The 21,676-nt window shown below is 52.3% G+C and carries 15 protein-coding genes and 1 tRNA gene; 10 read left to right on the forward strand and 6 right to left on the reverse strand.

The window, feature by feature from the left end; genetic code table 11:
• Positions 1-134: 134 nt before the first annotated feature.
• The 4 genes from JNJ77_19195 to JNJ77_19210 all read right to left on the reverse strand — a co-directional run bounded on the left by JNJ77_19195 (position 135) and on the right by JNJ77_19210 (position 3,110).
• The gene (locus tag JNJ77_19195; GenBank protein ID MBL8824721.1) at positions 135-1,076 is read right to left on the reverse strand and encodes a hypothetical protein; all 942 of its coding nucleotides are present in this window, start codon (positions 1,074-1,076) and stop codon (positions 135-137) included.
• Complete coding sequence (locus JNJ77_19200; GenBank protein MBL8824722.1) at positions 1,076-1,639, reverse strand: biopolymer transporter ExbD; 564 nt, start codon at positions 1,637-1,639, stop codon at positions 1,076-1,078. Before JNJ77_19200 ends, JNJ77_19195 begins: the two co-directional genes overlap by 1 nt.
• Positions 1,640-1,706: 67 nt before the next feature.
• Positions 1,707-2,294: a biopolymer transporter ExbD gene (locus tag JNJ77_19205; GenBank protein MBL8824723.1), complete on the reverse strand. Its 588-nt coding sequence runs from the start codon at positions 2,292-2,294 to the stop codon at positions 1,707-1,709.
• Between the two features lie 39 nt (positions 2,295-2,333).
• A complete protein-coding gene (locus JNJ77_19210; GenBank protein ID MBL8824724.1) occupies positions 2,334-3,110 on the reverse strand; it encodes a MotA/TolQ/ExbB proton channel family protein in 777 nt (258 codons plus the stop codon).
• 251 nt (positions 3,111-3,361) lie between these two features.
• Here JNJ77_19210 and JNJ77_19215 point away from each other — a divergent pair, with 251 nt between their 5' ends.
• The 7 genes from JNJ77_19215 to JNJ77_19245 all read left to right on the forward strand — a co-directional run bounded on the left by JNJ77_19215 (position 3,362) and on the right by JNJ77_19245 (position 14,057).
• On the forward strand, positions 3,362-4,810 hold the full coding sequence (locus JNJ77_19215) for a phenylacetate--CoA ligase family protein (protein MBL8824725.1): 1,449 nt from the start codon (positions 3,362-3,364) through the stop codon (positions 4,808-4,810).
• A gap of 17 nt (positions 4,811-4,827) precedes the next feature.
• On the forward strand, positions 4,828-6,156 hold the full coding sequence (hflX, locus tag JNJ77_19220) for a GTPase HflX (GenBank protein MBL8824726.1): 1,329 nt from the start codon (positions 4,828-4,830) through the stop codon (positions 6,154-6,156).
• 46 nt (positions 6,157-6,202) lie between these two features.
• A complete protein-coding gene (locus JNJ77_19225) occupies positions 6,203-9,673 on the forward strand; it encodes a response regulator (protein MBL8824727.1) in 3,471 nt (1,156 codons plus the stop codon).
• A 31-nt stretch (positions 9,674-9,704) separates the two neighbouring features.
• Entirely contained in the window at positions 9,705-10,637 is a 933-nt protein-coding gene (locus JNJ77_19230) for a thiamine-monophosphate kinase (GenBank protein ID MBL8824728.1), read from the forward strand.
• Between the two features lie 47 nt (positions 10,638-10,684).
• A tRNA-Arg gene (locus JNJ77_19235) sits at positions 10,685-10,758 on the forward strand.
• A 30-nt stretch (positions 10,759-10,788) separates the two neighbouring features.
• The gene (locus JNJ77_19240) at positions 10,789-12,024 is read left to right on the forward strand and encodes a DUF2029 domain-containing protein (protein MBL8824729.1); all 1,236 of its coding nucleotides are present in this window, start codon (positions 10,789-10,791) and stop codon (positions 12,022-12,024) included.
• A gap of 101 nt (positions 12,025-12,125) precedes the next feature.
• Positions 12,126-14,057, forward strand: coding sequence for a redoxin domain-containing protein (locus JNJ77_19245; protein MBL8824730.1), 1,932 nt, complete (start codon positions 12,126-12,128; stop codon positions 14,055-14,057).
• A 608-nt stretch (positions 14,058-14,665) separates the two neighbouring features.
• On the opposite strand, the gene JNJ77_19250 is transcribed toward JNJ77_19245, so the two are convergent.
• Positions 14,666-14,863: a hypothetical protein gene (locus JNJ77_19250; protein ID MBL8824731.1), complete on the reverse strand. Its 198-nt coding sequence runs from the start codon at positions 14,861-14,863 to the stop codon at positions 14,666-14,668.
• Positions 14,864-15,054: 191 nt separating this feature from the next.
• Positions 15,055-15,630 carry a hypothetical protein gene (locus JNJ77_19255; GenBank protein MBL8824732.1) on the reverse strand — a complete coding sequence of 192 codons (576 nt, stop codon included), beginning with the start codon at positions 15,628-15,630 and terminating at the stop codon, positions 15,055-15,057.
• 693 nt (positions 15,631-16,323) lie between these two features.
• Between JNJ77_19255 and JNJ77_19260 the strand changes: the two genes are divergently transcribed.
• The 3 genes from JNJ77_19260 (at position 16,324) to JNJ77_19270 (ending at position 21,539) form a co-directional block, all read left to right on the forward strand.
• On the forward strand, positions 16,324-17,853 hold the full coding sequence (locus JNJ77_19260; GenBank protein ID MBL8824733.1) for an aldehyde dehydrogenase (NADP(+)): 1,530 nt from the start codon (positions 16,324-16,326) through the stop codon (positions 17,851-17,853).
• Between the two features lie 48 nt (positions 17,854-17,901).
• Positions 17,902-19,926, forward strand: coding sequence for a DUF4129 domain-containing protein (locus tag JNJ77_19265; protein MBL8824734.1), 2,025 nt, complete (start codon positions 17,902-17,904; stop codon positions 19,924-19,926).
• A 68-nt stretch (positions 19,927-19,994) separates the two neighbouring features.
• On the forward strand, positions 19,995-21,539 hold the full coding sequence (locus JNJ77_19270; GenBank protein MBL8824735.1) for a Gfo/Idh/MocA family oxidoreductase: 1,545 nt from the start codon (positions 19,995-19,997) through the stop codon (positions 21,537-21,539).
• Positions 21,540-21,676: the final 137 nt, after the last annotated feature.

A 21,676-nucleotide genomic window follows, 5' to 3' on the forward strand; every position in this document is an offset into this window, starting at 1 on the left:
TGCCTCCCTGAAAGTCTGCCAACACCCGCTCACGTAAATCAACCGAGTACGCTTTCATCTGTGACTCCATGACATGGACACGTCACAGTATTTCATGTATTACCTGAATGCGCAAGATGGTTTTTGAAAATGCTCTAGCCACGATCCTGTTGTGTGTTCAGCTCATCCAGTGAATCATGGATTCGTTGATCGTGTCGGGTACGGAACTGCTGCATCAGTTGCTCATGGGTCTGTTCATCCTTCCTGAAATAACGAGGCAGCAGGCACACAATGCACAGTACTGGTATTGCCATGATCAGGAAAATGGTAACCAGATTGTGCCAATGGGATGCCTGATCAGGTGTTGGGGGGATCAGAGGCGATTTACCCACCAGCACTGGCAACATCCATGTTTTCTTTTTGCCAGCATCCTGTTGAAAACGGGCTACTTTGTAAAAGTATCCCGAAAATTGAACATCACGCAAATAAAGTTGTTTCCAATCCTTCTGCAGTGTTTTCAATTTCTCAGGCAAATCGACGAACAGTATCAGGTACTGATGTTCTGGTTTGGCGTTGGTCATTAACCCCAGGTAACATACCTCCATGCCCGGCACCTTGCGGTGCAATTCCATCGGTTCACCCAGCGAAATCAGATCGCCTTCGATTCGTATGATTTCGCCTCGAAAATATTCGGGTTTTTGCAGTAATGCCTGGTAACGCGTTCCAGTAATGGCATCGTTTTCCAATGCTCCCGGCACAGCATCTCTGGCTAATTGCAGCAGATGATACCTGGCATCCGCATCCCGACTGGCACGTGCAGATGCCTGCATTTCGGGAAGTGCATCTGGAGCAGGTGTCAGAAAACCTTCGCTGTCCACGGCGCTCTGAATGGTTGCCAGATGAGGATACGGGGCTCGACGCTGGCCTGCTTGCCGGGTTTCGACCTGTGGAATTGTTTCACTGACAACTTCGTTTTTCCTTTCCGGTTCAGCCTGCAGCCATTGCCATACCGTGGGCCTTCGGAAACTGGCCTGGGCCAACACTACAATCAGCAGCGATGTGCACAGAAGAACATAGGTAATGAGGCGTCGGCTCATCACTGTTCAATGGCTCCCAGGCTGACTCGTGGAAAGAGGTCGCGACGTTCCTTCGTTTGTGGATTGAAATTTCGGCGGGCAGCATCGATCACCCGCATCATAATTTCCCATCGCAATGTCGGTGTACCTTTGATGGTTATGCGGTCTTCCGTCGGGTTTCGGTTTTTGAGTTCAAGGAGTTCCCTGGTCAGCCCATTGATCAACGCTTCTGTCTTGTCAGGTTCCGTATCGTCTGGCTTTACATCCGTTGTACCCACCTTAATCGAACTCAGCCGTCCGCCTTCCATGGCACGCACTTCGATGAACAAGGTTGATTTGAGTTCAGTGGGCTGATCGGGGGCAACCTTGTCTTCCGGTTTGGGCGCCTTGTCTTCTCCGCCGACTTCTGCCTGGGCCAGGTTGATTGGAAACTGCCCTTCGATGGCTGATGGATTATAAGTAAAGACAAAAAATGCCAGAATCTGAAATGCCATATCGAGCATGGGCGTGACGAAGACCGAGGTCGAGGAGAATTCTCCCCCCGATGCAGACTCAGCCTTCACCCTATGCCTTCGTTTTCTCATGACAGTTACTCGCTCAAACAGTGCAAAATACTAATCTGCTCCCCTCTCACCAGGGGGAGAGGGGACTCTACTCATTCCTCGTATAAGCACGCAGTTCAATCCGTTGAAAGCCGGCATTTCTGCATTGCTGAATCAGGTCATAAATCAACTTGTATTCTGTTTCGACATCAGCACGAACTATAACGGGTACTCTCAGTTCCTTGATGGAATCGACCGGAATTTTATCGCGAGCAGCCATGCGTAACCGCAGGTCCTGCGCCAGGATTTTCATGCGGTTCATGGCACGCCCCAATCCGAGTGCTTTCTGGTCTGGTCGATCAAGAATGGTAATGTCCTCACCGCCCAGGATGCGGAAGCGAAAAGTCCGGGGCACGATGGGATCGCGTACCGGCTTGCCTTCGCTGGTCATTACGATGGTGCCCGCAGGAGAAAGCCTGTCCTTACGCACCAGTTCGATATTGATCATGATGTATTCCTGCTCCGTCTTAGGTTGAATTTCCTGAGCGGAGGAGGATAAAGGCAACTGCACATTGCCACTGACCTGTTCAGCAGCAAAATTGATGCAGGCCAGAAAGAACATGATCAACTGCAGCACCAGATCGAGGAGTGGTGTGAGATTGATCTCCATCTCGTTGCTGTCGACCGAAACTGCCATGTAACATTCACCTCGCTGGTGCTTACCAGCAGAATTTCATCAGGCTTTAGGAGGTGGTTTGCTTTGGACTGAGGCAACCGGTGGCACCGAAGCAGTACCGGCATCGGGCTTGCGGGAGTTGTAGTAGGTTTGCGTGAGCAGATCATCAGCCAGCAGACTGGCATCAATAACGATTCGAGACAACCTGTTTTTGAAATAGGTGTAAACGGGAATCGCCAGCACCGAGAGAAAAATACCAATCAAGGTTGCATTGAGGGCATGTGAAATACCGCTGGCCAGCTTGCCAACATTGGGAGTAGTTCCTGTGCCCAGTTCAGCAAAAGTATCAATCATGCCCGAAACGGTACCGACGAGGCCAATCAGTGGCCCCAGTGTGCCCAGAACTGCCATATAGCCAAGCAGGCTGTCTTTTCGGTTTTTGGCGCTTTCAATCATGAATTCCGCAGCATCGCGGGCTTCGGGCAGACCTGATGACAGTCTGGCCATGCCGGCCGCCATGACTTTGCCAAAAGGTGATGGTTCAGCACGAGCCAATTCGAAGCCTTCCTTGAACTGTTTGTTAGCCAGCATGCCATCCAGTTTTTCAATGAAGTCGGCAGGCATGAAGTTGGCTGCCCGCAAATCAATGATCAAATAAACCATCAACCCGACGAAAAAAAGGTAAGCTGCTATCAGCACCCAGCCTGTTGGACTTTTGAACAAAAAGTCCATCATAGGTGAACTGCTCACTTCCGCTGTTTTGGCAGCAGGTGGAGGAGGAGCAGCAACTGGTGCAGCTCCCTCAGCCTGAGCGTTCACCGTTTGAAACTGTGCCATGCAGCAACACAAGCACATCGCCAGGAGCCAACGTCCCATGAACTCATTGAATGAAAACCCGAGAATCATGGATTCCTTTCACCATGTGGGTATTGCTGCTCGCAGCCTGGTTTGACTGGAGCATTGCCTCTACCAGATTAACACTGTCTTTCTTGTAAGAACATGAGGCTGATGCTGGTCATTGTCAAGCGTTTTCCCCAAAATCCATTGCAGAGACCTGCGACAGTCCGTTTCCTCACCGAAGAGAAATCATGCTCGATCTGTTTCGATTTATCTATTACGTTCGATATTACAACTCAATCATGAAGTACACCCCGGAGCGTCTGCAGAAGCTACAGAATGACAAACTGCGAAAACTGCTCCATCATGCTGCACAACATTCACCTTATTACCAGCAGAAGTTCAAGGGCATTGATCTGAATAGCTGTCAGCTTCGGGATCTCCCCATCCTGAAAAAAAATGACATGATGAATCATTTTGAAACCTTTGTCACCGATTCAAGATTGAAAAGGCAGCCCATCATCGATTTCATGAGTGACTTCAGCAACATAGGCAAATACTACCTGGATGACTATGTGGTATGCCACACATCAGGAAGTCAGGGACAAGCTGCGGTCATTGTGCAACCCAAGGACAGTCCATTTCACCTTTTTGCCATGCAGGTAGCGCGTGGACATGCCATGCCTAAAACCTGGGGCACTCTCTTCAAGAAATTGTTTAAAAAGCGATCACGATGGGCGATGATCCTTTTCAAACCCTGTTTTATCCCATCTGGTGCTGCCTTTGGATATATGCCCAAAGCATCCAGCAAACTGGCAGACCTTATGCGGCTGAACCTGTCTGATCCGTTTGCGGAGAACCTCAAGAAACTGGACGAATTCAAACCCAATTTCATAACGGCCTATGTGCACATTCTGGAACAACTGGCGCGGGCCGCCAAAAATGGTCAGACATCCATTGCGTCTAACGGCCATCTGGAACTGGTGATTGGCATCAGTGAGCCGCTTCCACCGGAAACCCAGGAGTATATTCAAAAGCATCTTGGTGTGCCGGTTGCCAACCATTATGCGATGGGTGAATGCCCGCAACTCAGTCTGGGTTGCCCCAAGGGCCAAGGAGCCCACATTAACTCCGATATGGCCATTCTGGAAAATGTGGACGCTGACTATAACCCGGTGCCGCCAGGAACACCTGGTAGCAAAGTGCTGCTGACTAATCTGCTGAATTATGTTCAGCCGATCATTCGTTACGAAATCGATGATGTCATCACCATCAGCCCTGATCCCTGCCCGTGTGGCAACAAACTTCCGCTTGTCTCAGCCATTGCTGGCCGGGCCAATGATCAGTTCTGGCTCAAGACCGAAACTGGTGATATTCTGAAAATGTCGAACTTCATCTTCAAGGATGCATTTCTGCTTCTGTTTGATCTGGCGGAATATCAGGTCATTCAGACGGGTGTCAATCAATTCAATGTTCTGGTGGAGGTGACACCCGGTTCCAGTCTGACAACAACGCAGATTCGGGAATCCATTGATAAGCTGCTTCGCCATGAATCATTGCCCACGACTATCGAGTGCGACATTCGGATCGTGGATAAAATCCCACATGATGCCAAATCGGGAAAACTGCGTCGTTTTATCAATCTGGCGGGTACCCCGAACGGAAACGTCGTGGGAAGTGTCGGTTTCTCGTCACCTTAACTCTTTGAGATATTTCTTTGAGTAGACCTGAAGTACGCGAACAACAGACCGTAGAGCAGGAAAAGACCGTACTGGTGGGCGTGGAGTTGCCACGCAGACCCTGGATTTCTGCCGATCCTCTGGACGAATTGCGCGGGTTGGCGGTTTCTGCCGGTGCCACCGTTGTCGGGGAACTGACGCAACGCAGGCAGGAAATTCAGCATGGCACCTACATTGGCAAAGGCAAAGTGGACGAACTGGCTCAACTGGTCGAAGCTACCGATGCAGATGTAGTCATTTTCGATAATGAACTGACGCCGGCCCAGACACGCAATCTGGAAACTGCCACGCATGTCAAGGTGATAGACCGCTCGGAACTGATTCTCGACATCTTTGCATCACGGGCACGCACCACAGCAGCCCGGCTGCAGGTGGAACTGGCCCAACTCGAATACAGCCTGCCCCGCTTGAAACAGATGTGGACGCACTTGTCCCGCTATAAGGGTGGCATCGGATTACGAGGCCCTGGTGAAACCCAGTTGGAAGAAGATCGCCGACTGGTGACCCATCGTATTCAGGAACTCAAGAAGAAATTGCATGATGTCGAGTCCCGCAAGGAAAGAGAAGTACGCAGCCGAAGCGAGGAACATACCGTTTCATTAGTGGGTTATACCAACGCGGGCAAAAGTTCGCTAATGAACGCCTTGACCGATGGCGGAGCTTACGTCGAAGATAAACTCTTCTCCACGCTCGAAACACGTACCCGGCAATGGAAAATCAAAGACTGGGGCAAGGTGCTTCTCAGTGACACGGTTGGTTTCATCCGTTATCTGCCTCACCATCTGGTCGCATCCTTCAAAGCAACCCTCGAAGAAGCACGCCAGGCTCGCCTGTTGCTGCACGTAGTCGATGCCAGCAATCCCTTTGTTGTTGAACACATCAAGGCAGTCAACCAGGTTCTCGAGGAACTCGACTGTCTGCAAAAACCAACGATTCTCGTGTTGAACAAAATCGACAAGTTGGCTGATCCACTGGAAGCCGAGCAGCGTGTTGCTCACGCCATTGAGCGACGACCGGATCGCGTAGTTTCCATCAGTGTCCATCGCAAGCAGGGGCTGGATCATCTGGCCGAAGCAGTGATCAGCATTCTTTCCGAAGATCTTTTCGATCTGCATCTGGATATTCACAGCAGCAATGGCAAGGCACTGGCATATCTGGCAGCACACGGTGAAGTCTATCATCAGGAGACACAAGGCGAAAAAATCTTGATAGACTGTCGATTGCCGAAGGTCCTGGCTCCTCGATTGGAGTCGATGGGCATCCGATTGCCAAAACCTGTCTCGACAAATCCGGCCTATTCCGAGTAAACTTCAGCTATTCATACCTTTACCTCTGTACACAGGCACGGAAGCCATGATGACAGCGGATCGTTCGCTCATTCCTTTCAGCACTTCCATTCCATCCGAAGATGATCTCGGCATCAATCTTGGTGAATCGAATGGTTCGCTCGGTTTCAGACGCTACGGTCTGCCCACAGGCCTCTTGATATTTCTGTGGCTGCTCAGTGCCGGCATCCTGTCAATTGCAGCGATGTACTTTGCATTGCTAAGCCAGCCGGGCTACCGTTCACTGGCATGGACCGCCAGCCTGGGCGCCGTCGGCATGATGGCCGGCGCATGGTTCATCAGCAAAATTCGCTGGTCACTGGCAACGGCGGAGCAGGCACAACAGGTTCAATCCCTTTTACTGCTGGCTGCGTTCAGCATTCCCACAGCTCAACTGCTGTTCACCATGGTGGTTAGTCAGGACATCAGCTATACCACGTTTGCCTTGCTGTTGATGATTGGTTATGCACTGCTCTCTCCCAGTGCCGAGAGCCTGTTGTTGTTCACGACGGTAACGCTGGCAGCATGGTCAGCTTGTGCATTGCGGTGTCCTCCTGGCTCCTGGCTTGGCTACGTACTGCCCTGGATGGGTGCGATCGGCTTATCGCTATTCATTCACTCCAGAATCAGTCGAGGAACAGCCGATACGTCAGCTTCATCCGGACCAAAATCCAATCCATCTGTCATTGATGTCAACCTGGCAGAACCGCTGCGAGTTGCACTGGCTGATCGCGATCGTTTGCAGTTTGCCAATCAGCAACTGGAAGCAGAGATCAAGCTGATTCACCAGTTTCATGCCACGCGTATCAATTACCTGCCTGTTATCCAGGAACTGAGCCAACTGCTGGCTCAGGATGTTTCGCTGCGGGATGTCGGACAGCGCTGGCTCGATAAATTTATCGTGGTTCTGCAGGCAAAATATGCCGCTATCTGGATGCAGGAAGGTGATCAACCGCCCAGGCTGGCGGTCAGCACTTCTGCTACTGAATCTTCCAACGAAGAACTACTACGGCATGTGTTGCTGCAGGCACAATTCTCCAGACAACACCACGATTGCGGCATACCTCTCGATTTGGGATTGCATGGCAAGGGGGTTTTGCTGGTTCAGGACATCAAACCCAACGACGATCTGCCGGTTCATGGCTTGATGCAGCAGGCGGCATCTCTGCTCAATCTCTTTTTACGCTGGCAACTGGCAGAGGCTGACAGCGATGATCTCACTCAGCAACTGCATCAAACTGCCGCCGAGATGCAGAAGCTGCATGATCAGGATGCAGGTCAACATACTCGTTATCAACAACTCTCCGAACAGGTCACCACGTTTCAGAACGAACGAGATATGTGGAAGAAGGAAGCTGACCGGTTCCAGCAGTTGCTTGAGACGGCTCAAACGGAACACGATACCCTCATCGAACTGCTCGATGAAGCAGAACAGTCTTTAAAACAGTTGCAATCCCAGCCTCAACAGGCGGATCGACTGAAGGAACTGGAAATTCAATTAGAGGTTGTCACAGCATCTGCGGATACTGCCAAGACCCAGTTGCTCAAATCTGAACAGCAATTGAAACAGGCTCGTAGCGAATGCAAAGATCTGGAAGCTCAGTGGAACCAGGCGGAAGAGCAACTGGAAGAACTGCGAAAACAACGTGCTCAACTGCAGTCAGAATTTCGAGAAGTAGAACAGGCATGGGAAAGCGAAACCCGATTAGGTCAGCAATTCAAGTCTGCCATACTGACACTGCAACACCCTGCCTTGCTGACAGACACGTCGGGTAACATTCTGCTGGAAAACGAACCAGCCCGTGCTCTGCGAGGCAACACGAAAAGTGCACCAGGCGACCATCCGCTCTTTCAACTGATTACGAAGGAAACTGCCAACTCCACTTCGAACTGGTCAACACCGTGGCAGCGAGACGAAGCCGATGGGAAATCAGCTGTTTACGATGTTCAGATTAATCCCCTCACAGGCACAGGCAAGAATAGTTCAGGTTATTTCATTCAGGCTGTACCGCAGCAACCTGCTGAGACAAACACCGGCATGCAATCGCTCTCCGGCACACGTTTCTTCAGCGGGCTGGCGCAAACGCTGGAACCACCGCTGGCTCAACTCATCGAACATACTGATTCACTCTTTGACAGCAGCACCGATCAGGATCAGCGTCGGCAATCGCTGCTGGGTATTCTGCAGCATGGCCGCCATGTCCGCCGCCTGTTGACCCAGGCCATTGATTACGCACGGCTGGAAGCGGGCGAGGCATCGCTGGTCAAGGAAGCAGTCAATCCCTGGAAGCTGCTGCAGCACGTTACCGCCCAACTGCGTCCTTCGGCGGAAGAGAAAGGGCTTGATCTGGTCTTGCATCCTGCTGGCCCCCTCCCGGTCAGCATTACCACCGATCAGCACAGGCTTGTTGCACTTATCCAACAGTTGATTCATCAAGCGATCAGGGCAACTTCCAGCGGAATTATCGTCATCAAACTGGGCATGATTCAGCAAGGTAACCATTCGTATGCACCAGCCAGGCTGCATATTGACATAGAAAGTGAACACGTTGCTTCAACGCATTCATTGCCTGCAACATTTGACATGGCACTGTTGACCAGACAATCGGAAGCATTGCATGCAGCACTGCAGTTAAATGCAAATTCCATTTCACTGCAACTCCCCGTCAGCCCCTCGGAACTGCTGCATGTGGTGACAGTAGATCGATTGCTCGTGGATGATAGCGTGCCTGAGTATGAAATAACACAACCGTTGCTGGGTAAAGTTCTGGTGGTGGCAGATGGGCAGGATCAACAGCGTGTAGTGAGCTACCAACTCGAGCGACTGGGGCTGCGCTCTGAAGTGTTAGCTGATGCCGAACGGGCGATTGAGCGAACCAAGGAAGAGAAAATCGACCTGATTCTCTGGGATGTAGAGAAACGTGATATTCCATTGGTTGAGGCCTGTAACATCCTGCGGACACAATATTACCAGGGGGCCATCCTCGCAGTCGGTACACTGCAAGATGCATCTCAGCGAAGCGATTTCCTGCAAGCTGGCGGCGATGGATTCCTGACTCGACCTATCGTGCTGGCCACCTGGCGGCATACCTTGTCGATGTATCTGCCTGACAGCCCGATGCCGGTCGCGAAATCGGTGGAACGGATTCTTTCCCAGTTCCATGCCGATCGGGAATTTGTCCAACTCATCCGCAGCTATGTGGTGAAGTTGCCTTCGCACCTGGCCGACATGCGATCTGCCTTGCAGGTGGCTGACTCGGCACGCTTCATCCGCCTGACGCATGTCCTGATTGATGGTGGACAACTTTATGGCTATCCCACTCTTGCGGAAGCAGCGAAACAACTGGAACAGTTGAGCCTGGCTGGTGTAGATTCGCCTCGGTTGACTGCTCAGGTTGACGAGATTGCCCGGCTCATTCATGGCATGGAACGTGGTGTCAAAGCATCTCCTTCCGCTGGTTATCTCGCGTTGCCAGGCACATTGACTCGGGCTGCATAGGCAACTGCAGTGAATTTCCTATTACAGCGTTATGGCAGAACGAGATTTCATCCGCTGGATTCGAGAACAAACCAGACAGCATGCTGATGTCATCATTCCACCGGGTGATGACTGCGGTGGATTGCGCTGGGCTGATTCACAGTCTCTGCTAGTAACCACTGATATGCTGCTGGAAGGGAGTTGTTTTCTGCGTGATGCAGGCCCGGAGCGCATTGGCCGAAAAGCCATGAGTGTCAACCTCAGCGATATGGCAGCAATGGCAGCCATTCCGATTGCAGCAGTCGTCAGTGTTGGTTTTCCGCATGACATTTCAGAGGAGTGGGCCAAGGCCTGCTTCACCGCGTTACAACAGCAGGCCACTCGATTCAACACTATCATTCTCGGCGGCGATACCAATGCCTGGGATGGCCCAATTTGTATCAACGTCACCTTTTTAGGCAGGCCAACGGATCGAGGTGCTGTGCGACGTTCCGGAGCTAAACCTGGCGATGCCTTGCTGGTCACTGGCGAACTGGGCGGCAGTATCCTGGGGCATCATCTCGATTTCACGCCACGAGTTGCTGAGGCGCAGCTGCTACAATCGCTGGTTGACCTGCATGCGATGATCGACCTGAGTGATGGCCTGGCAACTGATGTTCATCATTTGTGTAATGAAAGCGGCTGTGGCGTGGAAATCTGGGCGGATCAATTGCCGGTTCGTGAAGCGGTACATCACCTGCATGATGGCAAAACTCCCGTAGAACATGCACTCAGTGATGGTGAAGACTTTGAATTGCTGTTCGCCTGTTCGGAATCAGATGCAGCAAAACTGATGGAGACTCAGCCACTCAAACACCTGGGCGTGAACCTTTCCCATATTGGGCGGTTCCTATCGGTACGTGCGGTGCAACTCAAAATAGATGGGATGTATTACCCTTTGGCATCAACTGGTTATGAACATCAGTTTGGCCAGCATGTACGGTAATCAACACTGGCACTTGGAGTTCGCAGGGAGTATACTGCCTCATACGAGTCCCCGTAGCTCAACTGGATAGAGCGTTGCCCTCCGGAGGCAAAGGTTACGTGTTCGAATCACGTCGGGGATACTCAGATCAACTTTTGCATTGATGGATAATATGCAAACTCTTCGTACGCTTTTTCATGGATGGAAAGCACTTTTTCTTAAACATCCATACTGGTTACCGATCAGCCTCTGGTTGATTCTGGTTATTGTCGTCAGCGTTCGTGCAACTCTTTCACCAACCAAGGGAACTGTCTACCCAACATTTGCTTTGGCAGGTCATACTTTTGCCAAGGGGGAACCGGTTTATGGCAACTACGAAGCCCATTTCCGCTACTCACCCGTCTGGGCTGCGTTTTTCAGTGTCTTCAATCTGATCCCGGACCAGATTGCCAGCATCGTCTGGCGACTGCTGAATCTGGTAATTCTCACTTGGGGTGCTTACCGTTTTCAAAAGTGTTTCTTTCCCGAATGGTCTGATCTTGCCTGTTCCATCTGGTGGGTCGGGCTGTTCCCGTTTTGCATAGGCTCCTTCAACAATGCCCAGGCGAATATGCTACTGCTCGGCCTGCTCATGGGCAGTGTGGCGACCTTTACAGCCAGACAATGGACCCTGTGTGGAATTCTCCTGGCTATTGCCATCAGCCTGAAAGTTTATCCGTTTGCCATGGCATTGCTTCTTCTCCTGATAAGACCGAAAGAGTTGTTGCCTCCACTTGTCGTCTCCTTGCTGCTGATCGCAGGGATACCTTTTGCGTTTCATGATTCTGCCTATGTCATCGATCTATACCGCGATTGGATCCACAGTTCGCTGGGTGATACTAAGATCGAAATGGATTTAAAGAATTCCAACCGCGATATCTGGTTACTGATCAAAGCCTACTCGCTCCCCATCAGTCACCGTGCCTACCAAGTCATTCAATTGGCTGCAGCGGCGTGCCTCGCCTTCTGGACATGGCGGAACCGCAGCACGTTATTGAAAACCCCTCCTTCGAGAACTAAGTACGTCTGGCTCTTCTGTCTGACTATCACCTGGATGCTGGTCTTCGGTCCGGCATCAGAATCGTCCACGTATGCACTGTTTGCTCCACTGGCGGCGATCGGCGTCGTGATGGCTATCTTCACACAACAGACTCGAGCAACTACCTTGCTCATCTGCCTGGGGGTTATCGTCGGACTTCTCTCACATTTCAGTTCCGCGTTCTCTTTTGGACGAGAGCTACATCACTATGGCATCCATCCGATCGGGGCTTTATTGATGCTGGTCGCGGTGCTACGGATTCGTTTCGATGCACCATGGCGGAATACTTTACCCAGCTTAACAGGTACTTCTCCGACGGTACCCATTTGAACGGTTGTAGTACCCCACTTGCAAGCCGATAGATACAGGGTGAGCGTCATCACGACGGATCGCTTCGTGCGTTTGGCATGTCAAGTCAGGGGGACTTCATCATGAACAAGAACTTTGGAATAGCATCATTAGCATTGGCTGGCGTGATGTGCTGGCTGACGAGTTTCAGCCTGCAGGCTGCACCATCTGATGCGGTTGCCCAGGTACTTCGCTATCAGCCTTCCCAGAAGGACGTTCAGATATCTACACCTACTGCGGAAGAGGTGGCGAAATGCACGGTGACCGGCGACCCCGCTGCTAAGCCGGGCCAGAACGTCTGGCTGCTCAAGGACGCCAAGGGCACGGTACTTCGCCGACTGATCGATACCAACAAGGACAACTATCCCGATATCTTCAGCTATTACAAAGATGGCATGGAGGTCTATCGCGAGGTCGATACCAAAGCCGCCGGCAAACCAGACCGATTCATCTGGCTGAACACCGCTGGGTCACGCATTGGGGTTTCGAAAGCAGCCAACGGACAGCTTGACACGTGGCTTTCCCTCTCGCTCGAAGAGCTTTCCCAGGAAGTGATGAAGAGCGTTGCCAACAAGGATTATCAGCGATTTTCCACACTGCTGGTGAACGATGATGATCTGCGAACCATCGGCGTATCCGCCACGGAAGTGGAACGCATCAAGAACGGTTTGAAGAATGTTCCGAGCAACTTTCAACAGGTAGCTGGCAAGCTGAATCTGAATGCATCCAGCAAGTGGCTGCATGTGGAAACGGGCATTCCCAGCCGCATGTTGATGGACAGCACTGGATGGAAGCAGGATGTCATCATTCATGCCCGCGCCATGATTCTCTGTGAAACAGCAGGCAAGACCGAGTACATCCAACTGGGCGACATCATTCAGGTGGGCGATACCTGGAAGCTGAAAGATGCCCCCACCACTCTGGATACACCATCCTCGAACAATGGCCTGATGTCGAGCAATAACAGCTCAACTCCGAGCGCTCCAGCGGTTGAAGATGGCCCACTGCAAAAAGTGTTGAAGGAGTTGGCTGATCTGGATGCCAAGGTGCCGCAGGAAGTGAATGCCGGGCCGAACCCTGCCATGGTCGCTTATCACGGCAAGCGTGCTGAGATCATCAACCGCATCGTTCCACTCTGTGCAGAGAAAGATCGCGAAAGCTGGTACAAACAGATTATCGACAGCCTGGCAGCTACCGTTTCCGCCAGCGCCACCGGTGATACTACTGCCTACACCAATTTCCAGAGTTACAGCAACCAGGTTGCCAAGCAAGCGCCGGGCACGGAAATCGCCAGCTATGCGCAGTATCGCTTGCTGAACATGGAAAACAATCAGCAGTTGGCATCGATCAAGAAGGCTGAAGACCATCTGATAATCCAGGCAACCCATGCGGAAAAACTGGCTGCCCATGTCAAAGCCTATCCACAGGGTTCCGATACGCCCGAAGCCATGCATCACCTCGGCGAAATCTACGAGTTGCTGAACAAGGAAACCGAAGCACGTCAGTGGTATGAACAGGTTGTCGCCAAGCATGCCAACTCCCGCTTTGCCCAGAAGGCAACCGGCGCCATTCGCCGACTGACTTCACTGGGCAAGACCTGGGAAATCGGCGTGAATGCCCAGGTGCTCAACAACAATGGCCAGTTTAACGCCCAGGCACTGCAGGGCCGAACGGTGGTCGTTTACTACTGGGCCACCTGGTGCAACACTGCCTCTGCCGACTTCGCCAAGCTGAAACAGATTCTGACTCCGCTCTCCGCCAAGGGTGTAGTGCTGGTTGCTGTCAACATTGATGATAAGCTGGAGGATGCCCAAGCATTCTTCCAGAAGAACAACGCCACCCTGCCCGCTGCGGTGCATATGCACAGCCCCGGCAGCTTCGAAAGCCCCGCCGCCATCTACTACGGTTTGAATGTCTTCCCCGCCATGTTCCTGCAGGACGCCAGCGGCAAGATCACCAGCCGCACTCTGGACGTAGGAACGCTGGATGAGGAGTTGAAGAAGATTTTGAAGTAAGGCGTTCACAAGCCATTCAACGCCAGGATTCAATCCTGGCGTTTTTTTGTTTTGGATGAGATAGGGTGACTGCTATCGCCCGGAAATCACACCACCTGATCAGCGTTGCACCCTCACTTTCGCCAAACGACCCCGTCACTGGCGTTCCGGGCTTTTCGTTGCATTGTGCCATCTTCGACACGTTTCAGGCATGATATACATTCTGCAGGTTAATTGTGAATTACTGCGATGAGAGTCAGTTGCAACGTTCAACCCGGAACGCCAGTGACGGGTGAGGCGTGCGGAGGGTAATAAACCGTTTCACACATGGCGGCGACACATCCCCATCACATCAACTTAATCCTGCGAAGAACCACAATTGGATGATCTTCGGAAACGCCATACTCCACAAACACGGGTCTGATTGCTGCAGAGCATATCTGTAATTTCAGGAGTGGCAGTTTATACAAGGGGTCGCCGAATTCTTTTGGGGATTCTGTTTAGCGACGATTGATTTCAGTCAGTGCAGCAAGAAAATCATGCTGGCGATTCTCTTTCACCGCCTGACGGTAACATGCCTTGATTCGCTCTCGAAGTTCGCCAGAAACATCCACATAGAACATGTTGACCTAGGAACCCTTCTTCTTTGACTTGTTTTGCTTCGTTCTCCTGGTTTCCATTTCTTCCAACTCGGCAATAACATCTTTCAAGGGATACGTCTTCCCCCCCTCGGTGTACTTGAGCAAATCTTCAACCGAGAACTCTTTCCGCCAGGCTTCGTATGCTTTGGCAGTTTTGCGATCCAAGTTGTCTTTTCTAATGCTCATATCCGTCTCCAGTTATACCGATCTTAGCTGTTACAATAAAATGATGCAAGTTTGCTCCTGATCATAGGCATTCTACTCTTCATCGTTCCAAAGTTAGAGATTTTGGATCGCCAGGTATGTGGTACGTCTTGCTTGAGGTCGCGAGAACACCTGTAGCTTGAAGCTTTAGCGAGGTTGCACAAGACACGAGTTCAAACGACTTGCCATGATCTGAGCGTATTGTCAAATGATACAGATAATAGTTCTTTCCCATCAGGCTTGAACACAATGCTACTTACCCTTTGTGTGTGTCCTACTAAGCGAACTTCTTTCCTGCCAGTTTTGACGTTCCAAACATGGATCACTGAGTTTTTCTTGGATGATGCTCCGCCTCGAACCGTTCCTCCGCCCCCGGCAGCAACGAGTTTTCCATCTGGTGATACTGCTATGGCTTGAAGATTGTGTTGTTCTGAGTCGAGTTCGTTCAGGGTTTTTCCAGATTTTCCATCAACGATCATCAGCCGGCCTGCGGTTGCGATAAAGAGCCGAACACCATCGGGATGCCATGCCAAATCACTGGGCGCTGAATTCAGTGCTATGGTTCGAGCGGCTTTTTTCTTCTGCAAATCCCAAAAAATAACTAACCCATAGCCTCCACCGGTCACCAATTGTTCGTTTGTTGGATGAACAGCTGCAGACCAGAGAAAAAAGTTTTTCGGGTGCCCGTGCAGAACAAACCGCTCTTTTCCTGTTTTCACATCCCAGCCACGAACTGATTCATCACCCATGGTAGAAACCAGCAACCCTTTCTTTGGCAGATAAACCAGTGCATTGCTCCTGCCCATGATCTTCTTGCCAGACTGAACCACCTTCTGAGTGCGAAGGCAAGTTATTCTGAGGTCGCCATCGAAACTGAGAGTGGCTACTTTGTCATTGGAAACAAAAAGAGCCGCAACAACGGGGCGTTCGTGACCGGAAAGAAGCGCCAACAACTCTCTGGTTTCTGTTTTCCAGATTCTAACAGCTGCGCTTCCAACGAACTTGACCTTCTTAATATTGGTCTGATTGAGAATCACAATACCGGGAACCATTTCGACACTGCCGCCAGCATCCAGACCACAACTGCCATCAGGGCTGATACACACTGAATACAGTGGATCACGTCCACGAAACAGTATCGTACTTTTGTCATTCGTTTTGATTTCGTTCGCAAGCATTCTTGGCTTCTCCGCGCGATGCTGTGCCTGAGCCAGGCTAAACATAGTCTAGCCGAGTAGTTTGACGTTCAGCGAATTTAACGCGTCGGTAGTGTGATGTCGAGAGATTATTGGCCGCGCGCCGTATGGTGCGTCTTGCTTGAGGCCGCGAAAATCCCTGCACTTCGATACCTTAGCGCGGCGACGGCATCCTACGATACTTCGGCGACGGCACCCCTCCGTTACTAAGATAATCATCCTGTCACTTTCATCCGAGTTAACACCATGTCTGTTACGCATATCCTGGTTGATGGTTCGTGGCGGGCTTCGCAATCTGGGGCTACTTTTCAGGCAATGAATCCCAAAACGATGCAGCCTTTGCCTGGGCAGTTCCCCATCAGCACCTGGGCTGATCTGGAGCCGATGCTCGCTGCAGCAAGCAAGGCATTTGAGCAACTGCGTGCCTTACCTGATGAACAGCGTGCTCTGTTTCTGGAGAGCTATGCCACGCTTATTGAAAAGAATAAAAGCCAACTTGCGGAGTTGGCAACGCTGGAAACGGGTTTGCCGGTGGAGCCACGCCTGGTGGTCAATGAGATTCCGCGAACGGTGGATCAGCTCAGACAGGCGGCACAATCGGTTCGACGGAACGATTGGCAGTTGGCCACGCACGACGCGCAGCGCAACATCCATTCGTGTTACATTCCATTGGGGCCGGTGCTGGTGATTGGCCCGAACAATTTCCCCTTTGCCTACAACAGTGTATCGGGTGGCGATTTTGCTTCCGCCATCGCTGCAGGTTGCCCGGTGATTGCCAAGGGGCACCCGGCACATCCTGGTACCACGCAGAAGCTGGCGGAACTTGCACAACAAGCTGCCAGCGATGCGAACTTACCGCCGGGAACGGTGCAGATGTTTTTCCATCTGGAGCCCAGTGATGGCTTGAAGCTGGTCGCTGACCATCGCATTACATCGGTAGGGTTCACCGGCTCACGGTCCACGGGACTGGCGTTGAAAAAAGTGGCTGATGAACACGGCAAACCGATCTTCCTCGAAATGGGATCGCTCAATCCAGTGGTTCTGCTTCCCGGTGCTTTGGAAGAACGATTTGATGCTCTGCTGGAAGAAGTAACGGGTTCATGCCTGTTGGGCATGGGACAGTTCTGCACCAACCCTGGCTTGCTCTTCTTCATCGAAGGGCCCAAAGCGCAAGCATTCATCGATGGCATGAAGACAAAGTACCAGACCGCAGCGGTTGGCACATTGTTGACTCAGGGAGTGCGGGACAATCTGCATGCCAGCGTGCAGGCTTTGCGGGAATCGGGAGCCTTACTGCTGACAGGCGGTCAGCCTGGCGGCGGTGCAGGCTTCAGCTATCAACATACCCTGATGCAAACGACCGGCAGTCATTTCCTCAAGCTCGCCGAGGCACTGCAACGGGAAGCCTTCGGCAACGCTACACTGGCAATCGTTTGCAAGAACATCGACGAATTGAAATCAGCGCTCCAGCAACTGGAAGGCCAACTCGTCGGCAGCATCTACAGCGATACCACCGGCAAGGATAACCAACAGTATGATCTGCTCTCACCAGTGCTGAGAAACAAGGTAGGCAGGCTTCTCAACGACCGTATGCCTACCGGCGTGATGGTCAGCCCGGCGATGAATCATGGCGGCCCATACCCTGCTACAGGTCATCCCCATTTCACTGCGGTGGGCTTCCCTGCTTCCATCCGCCGGTTCTGCATGCTTGCCTGTTACGACAATGTTCGCCCGGAACGTTTGCCGGAAGTGTTGCGAAAAGGATTGAGTTCCTGACAGAGTTAAAGCACAATAACTGATATGGCAAAGCGGCTTGATAAAACCATGGCAGACTACGTGGTAGGCGGCGTGATGCCTGCCCTGCTCATGGGCCTGCTCATGAGCTTGTGCTTCTTCCTGCTCGAACTGGCCTATTCCGGTGCGTACATGGGCCAGCTCAAGTGGATTCTATTCTTCTTCATCGTTGGCACAGTTCTGATCGCCCGCATCTCCATGCGAGGCGATATCTCTGAACGTGCCGGGCTGTATGGCATCGGCCTAGCCATTGCTGCCGGACTTGTGATGTATCGTTACGTGGAAATCCCTCAAACAGCGCTCGGTGGGTTTGGTTGGATCATTCCTTTCTGCCTGATGTCGATCATCTGGTGGAGTGCCCACAAGCTCACGCAGGACTCCACCTGGGACGATGAGGATGATGAAGATGGCGGTGGCCTGCTCGATACCAATGCACCTGAGCCAGTGGCGGTTCCCAATTCAAAATCCGAAGAATGGTTCAACCAGTATCAGCAGCAGCGGGAAGATGAACAGCGGCGGAAAAAGCCCGGTTTGATGGTGGTCTATTTTTCGCTGGCGGCTTTGCCACTCTTTGGCGTGGGGCAGGCGATGATTCCTGCGACGGACCTTGTTGGCCGTCGCTATGCCTTCTGGATGCTGACCATTTATGTTGCCTGCGGCCTGGGCATGTTGCTGACCACCAGCTTCCTCGGCTTGCGACGCTATCTGCGTGGCCGTCGGCTCCAGATGCCCGCTTCGATGACCGCGCTTTGGCTGGGGCTGGGTGCAGCCCTCATCTTCACGTTGATGGTTCTGAGTGCCGTGCTCCTGCCTCGCCCGGAAGCTGAGTATCATCTTTCGCAGTGGTTTACGCTCTCTTCGAAAGAACGTGATGCAAACAACACCCATTTCTTCGAGGGCAGCAGCGGGAAGAGCGATCAATCAGGCCCCGGTCCCGAAAACAAGCAGCAGCAGCAAGGCGGCAAGCAGGCCCAGCAGGGTAACAAGCAAGGCAATCCACAACAGCGCAACAATAGGCAGCAGCAGGGCCAATCAGACAAGAATGCCCAAGCCGTTCGAGCTGGCAATAAGAACAGTGATCAGCAAAATCAAGGACAAAGTCAGGGACAAGGCAAACAGCAATCTCAAGGAAAGCAGTCGCAAGGGAATCAATCGCAGGGTGAACATGGGCAAGGCGATCAATCAATCTCTTCTGAACAGAACAGCAAATCAGGCAAGTCAGATCGTGCCAACGGCAAATCTTCTTACAAGCGACAGGGGAAAAACGCGTCCTCTGAACAAGATGATAAACAGCAAGGCGACAAGCAGGGAGAGAATGGCGAGTCCTCGCAAGACCCATCGCAGCAGGGCCGCGAAGGGAACCAGGGGAACAAGAACGAAATGCGTGATAAACGTAATGCTGGCCAGGGGCAAAGTAAGCAAGACGATCAGAATGAGCAGGGCAACCAGGGTGAGCCACAACAGGAACCTGGCGCTGCCAACTCCCCTCCTCCACCGCCGCCACCACCCCAAGCCAGTCAAGCACCGTCCGCATCTTGGGACTGGCTCAAGTGGCTCTTCTATGCCCTGCTGCTGGGAGGGATACTCTTTGCCTTGTGGAAGTGGGGCAGGCAACTCTGGAACGGCTTGCTGCAAATCTGGCAGGAGATTCTGGCCTGGTGGAAAGGACTTTTCCCTGATCAGGATAAAGCCAACAATACTGCTGCTGATGTACCCGATGCCGAATCCAAACTGCCTCCCAAGCCCTTTGCCTGGTTCAGTAACCCGCTGAATAACCCGAGCAACTTCCGTTCGATGGAAGAGATGATCCGCTACAGCTTCGCAGCACTTCACTCCTGGGCCTACGAAAACCGGCTAGCCCGCCAGCCTGATGAGACTCCGCTCGAATTTGCCCAGCGGTTGGGGCAATCGATGAAGTTCGCCCATCAGGATATCCGCAAGCTGACTGACCTCTACGCCGTCGTCACCTATGCCAACAAACAGGCGCCATCCAGCAGCGAAGCCATCCTGCGTAACTTCTGGAATCGTATTCAATCACTCTCCACCGTCTCCTGATATTCCAGTAGCATTTCGATTTGCATCTGCCATAATATCGCCATCCTCAAATTGATTCGGAGTACACGATGAATCCTCTCAATCGCCGCCGTTTCCTGGGCAACACCGCACTGGGCGCTGCCGCTTTGACTCTGCCCGCCCAATCGTACGCCAAGGTGCTTGGCGCCAATGAAAAGATCGGCATCGCCTTTCTAGGCACCGGCGGCCGATGCATGGAATCGCACATCAAGATCCTCAACATTATGATCGGCGAAGATAAACCCGTTCGTGCTGCAGGCGTCTGCGACGTGTGGGATGGCAACAAGGAAGTAGGTCGCGGCCTCTACCCTGCTGCTGAGGCTCTCAAGATCAACCCCGACGACAAGAGCAAGGTCACCAAGAATTATCAGCAACTGCTCGACAGCAAGGAAGTCGATGTCGTCTGCATCTGCACTCCCGACCATTGGCATGCCAAGATGTCGATTGATGCGATGGCCGCAGGCAAAGATGTCTACTGCGAAAAGCCGATGACCCGCACCATCGAAGAATCGCATGCCGTCGTTGATGCTTCCAAGAAGTACAACCGTGTGATGTCCGTCGGCGTGCAGTCGATGGCTAACCCCATCTGGCGGATGGCCAATGAATACATTCGCGCCGGCAATATCGGCCACGTGGCTCAGGCACAGACCAGCTACTTCCGCAACTCGGCCCTGGGCCAGTGGCGTTATTACAAGCTGACCAGGGACATGAATCCCAAGACTATCGATTGGGATATGTTCCTGGGTTACAAGTACGATGTCAACGGCGTGGCTATCGGCCCCAAGCCCGAACAGCAGCCTTTCGACCGTGCCGTCTACGGCCAATGGCGTTGTTACTGGCCATTTGGCGGCGGCATGTTCACCGATCTGTTCGTCCATCAGACCACGCACATGATTGCAGCGATGGGCGTGCGTTACCCCGCCCGTGTCACCGGTTCGGGTGGCATCTACCTCGAATATGATGAACGCGATGTGCCTGATGTTGCCACAGTCGTCGCTGATTACGATGAAGGCTGCCAGCTCATCATCACCGCCACTATGATCAACGACTATGCGATTGATGAAGTGATTCGTGGCCGCATGGGTACGCTGAAGTTTGTTCGCAAGAACAATATCATGGGTTACGAGATTCTACCGCAGAACCTGGGCAAGGGCGGCCCGGCTGCTCCCAAGGCGAAGAGTGAAGAGGGTGGCAATTTTGTCGCCAGCCCGATGGACGATGCCGGCCCGAAACGCAAGTACAGCTACAACACCGATACCTATGCCCTGTGGGAAGACTTCCTGGATTGCTGCCGTGGACGCAAACGGGAAACGCTCAGTTCCGCCGAACTGGGTGCAGCAGCCTTCACCACGGTGAACCTGGGCGTGCAAAGCTATCGCCAGGGGCATGTCATGTTCTGGAACAAGGAACTCCGTAAGCCCATGGAAGGCAACGGCTCCTGGGCCAGCAACTGGGAAAAACGCAGCAAAGCCCGCGGCAAACCCAACGAAGTGATGGGCTACCAAGGCGACCCCAAAGGCAGCATCCTCTTCCCACCCGAATACCAAAAACTAGGCGGCGCCTGGACGAATGGGCAAGACCCCGCGGGGGCGTAATGGTAAACGAAGTTGTTTTAGTGTCGTGAATGAGGTATTCGCGACACTGTTGAACTTTGAAATGCCCGGTACTTGGCAAGTAATTTCGAGTTTGAGTAAGGTGCTGTCAAGCGATAGAGCGTCAAGTGACAGGTGCT

Source organism: Planctomycetia bacterium, from assembly GCA_016795155.1.
GTDB lineage: Bacteria > Planctomycetota > Planctomycetia > Gemmatales > HRBIN36 > JAEUIE01.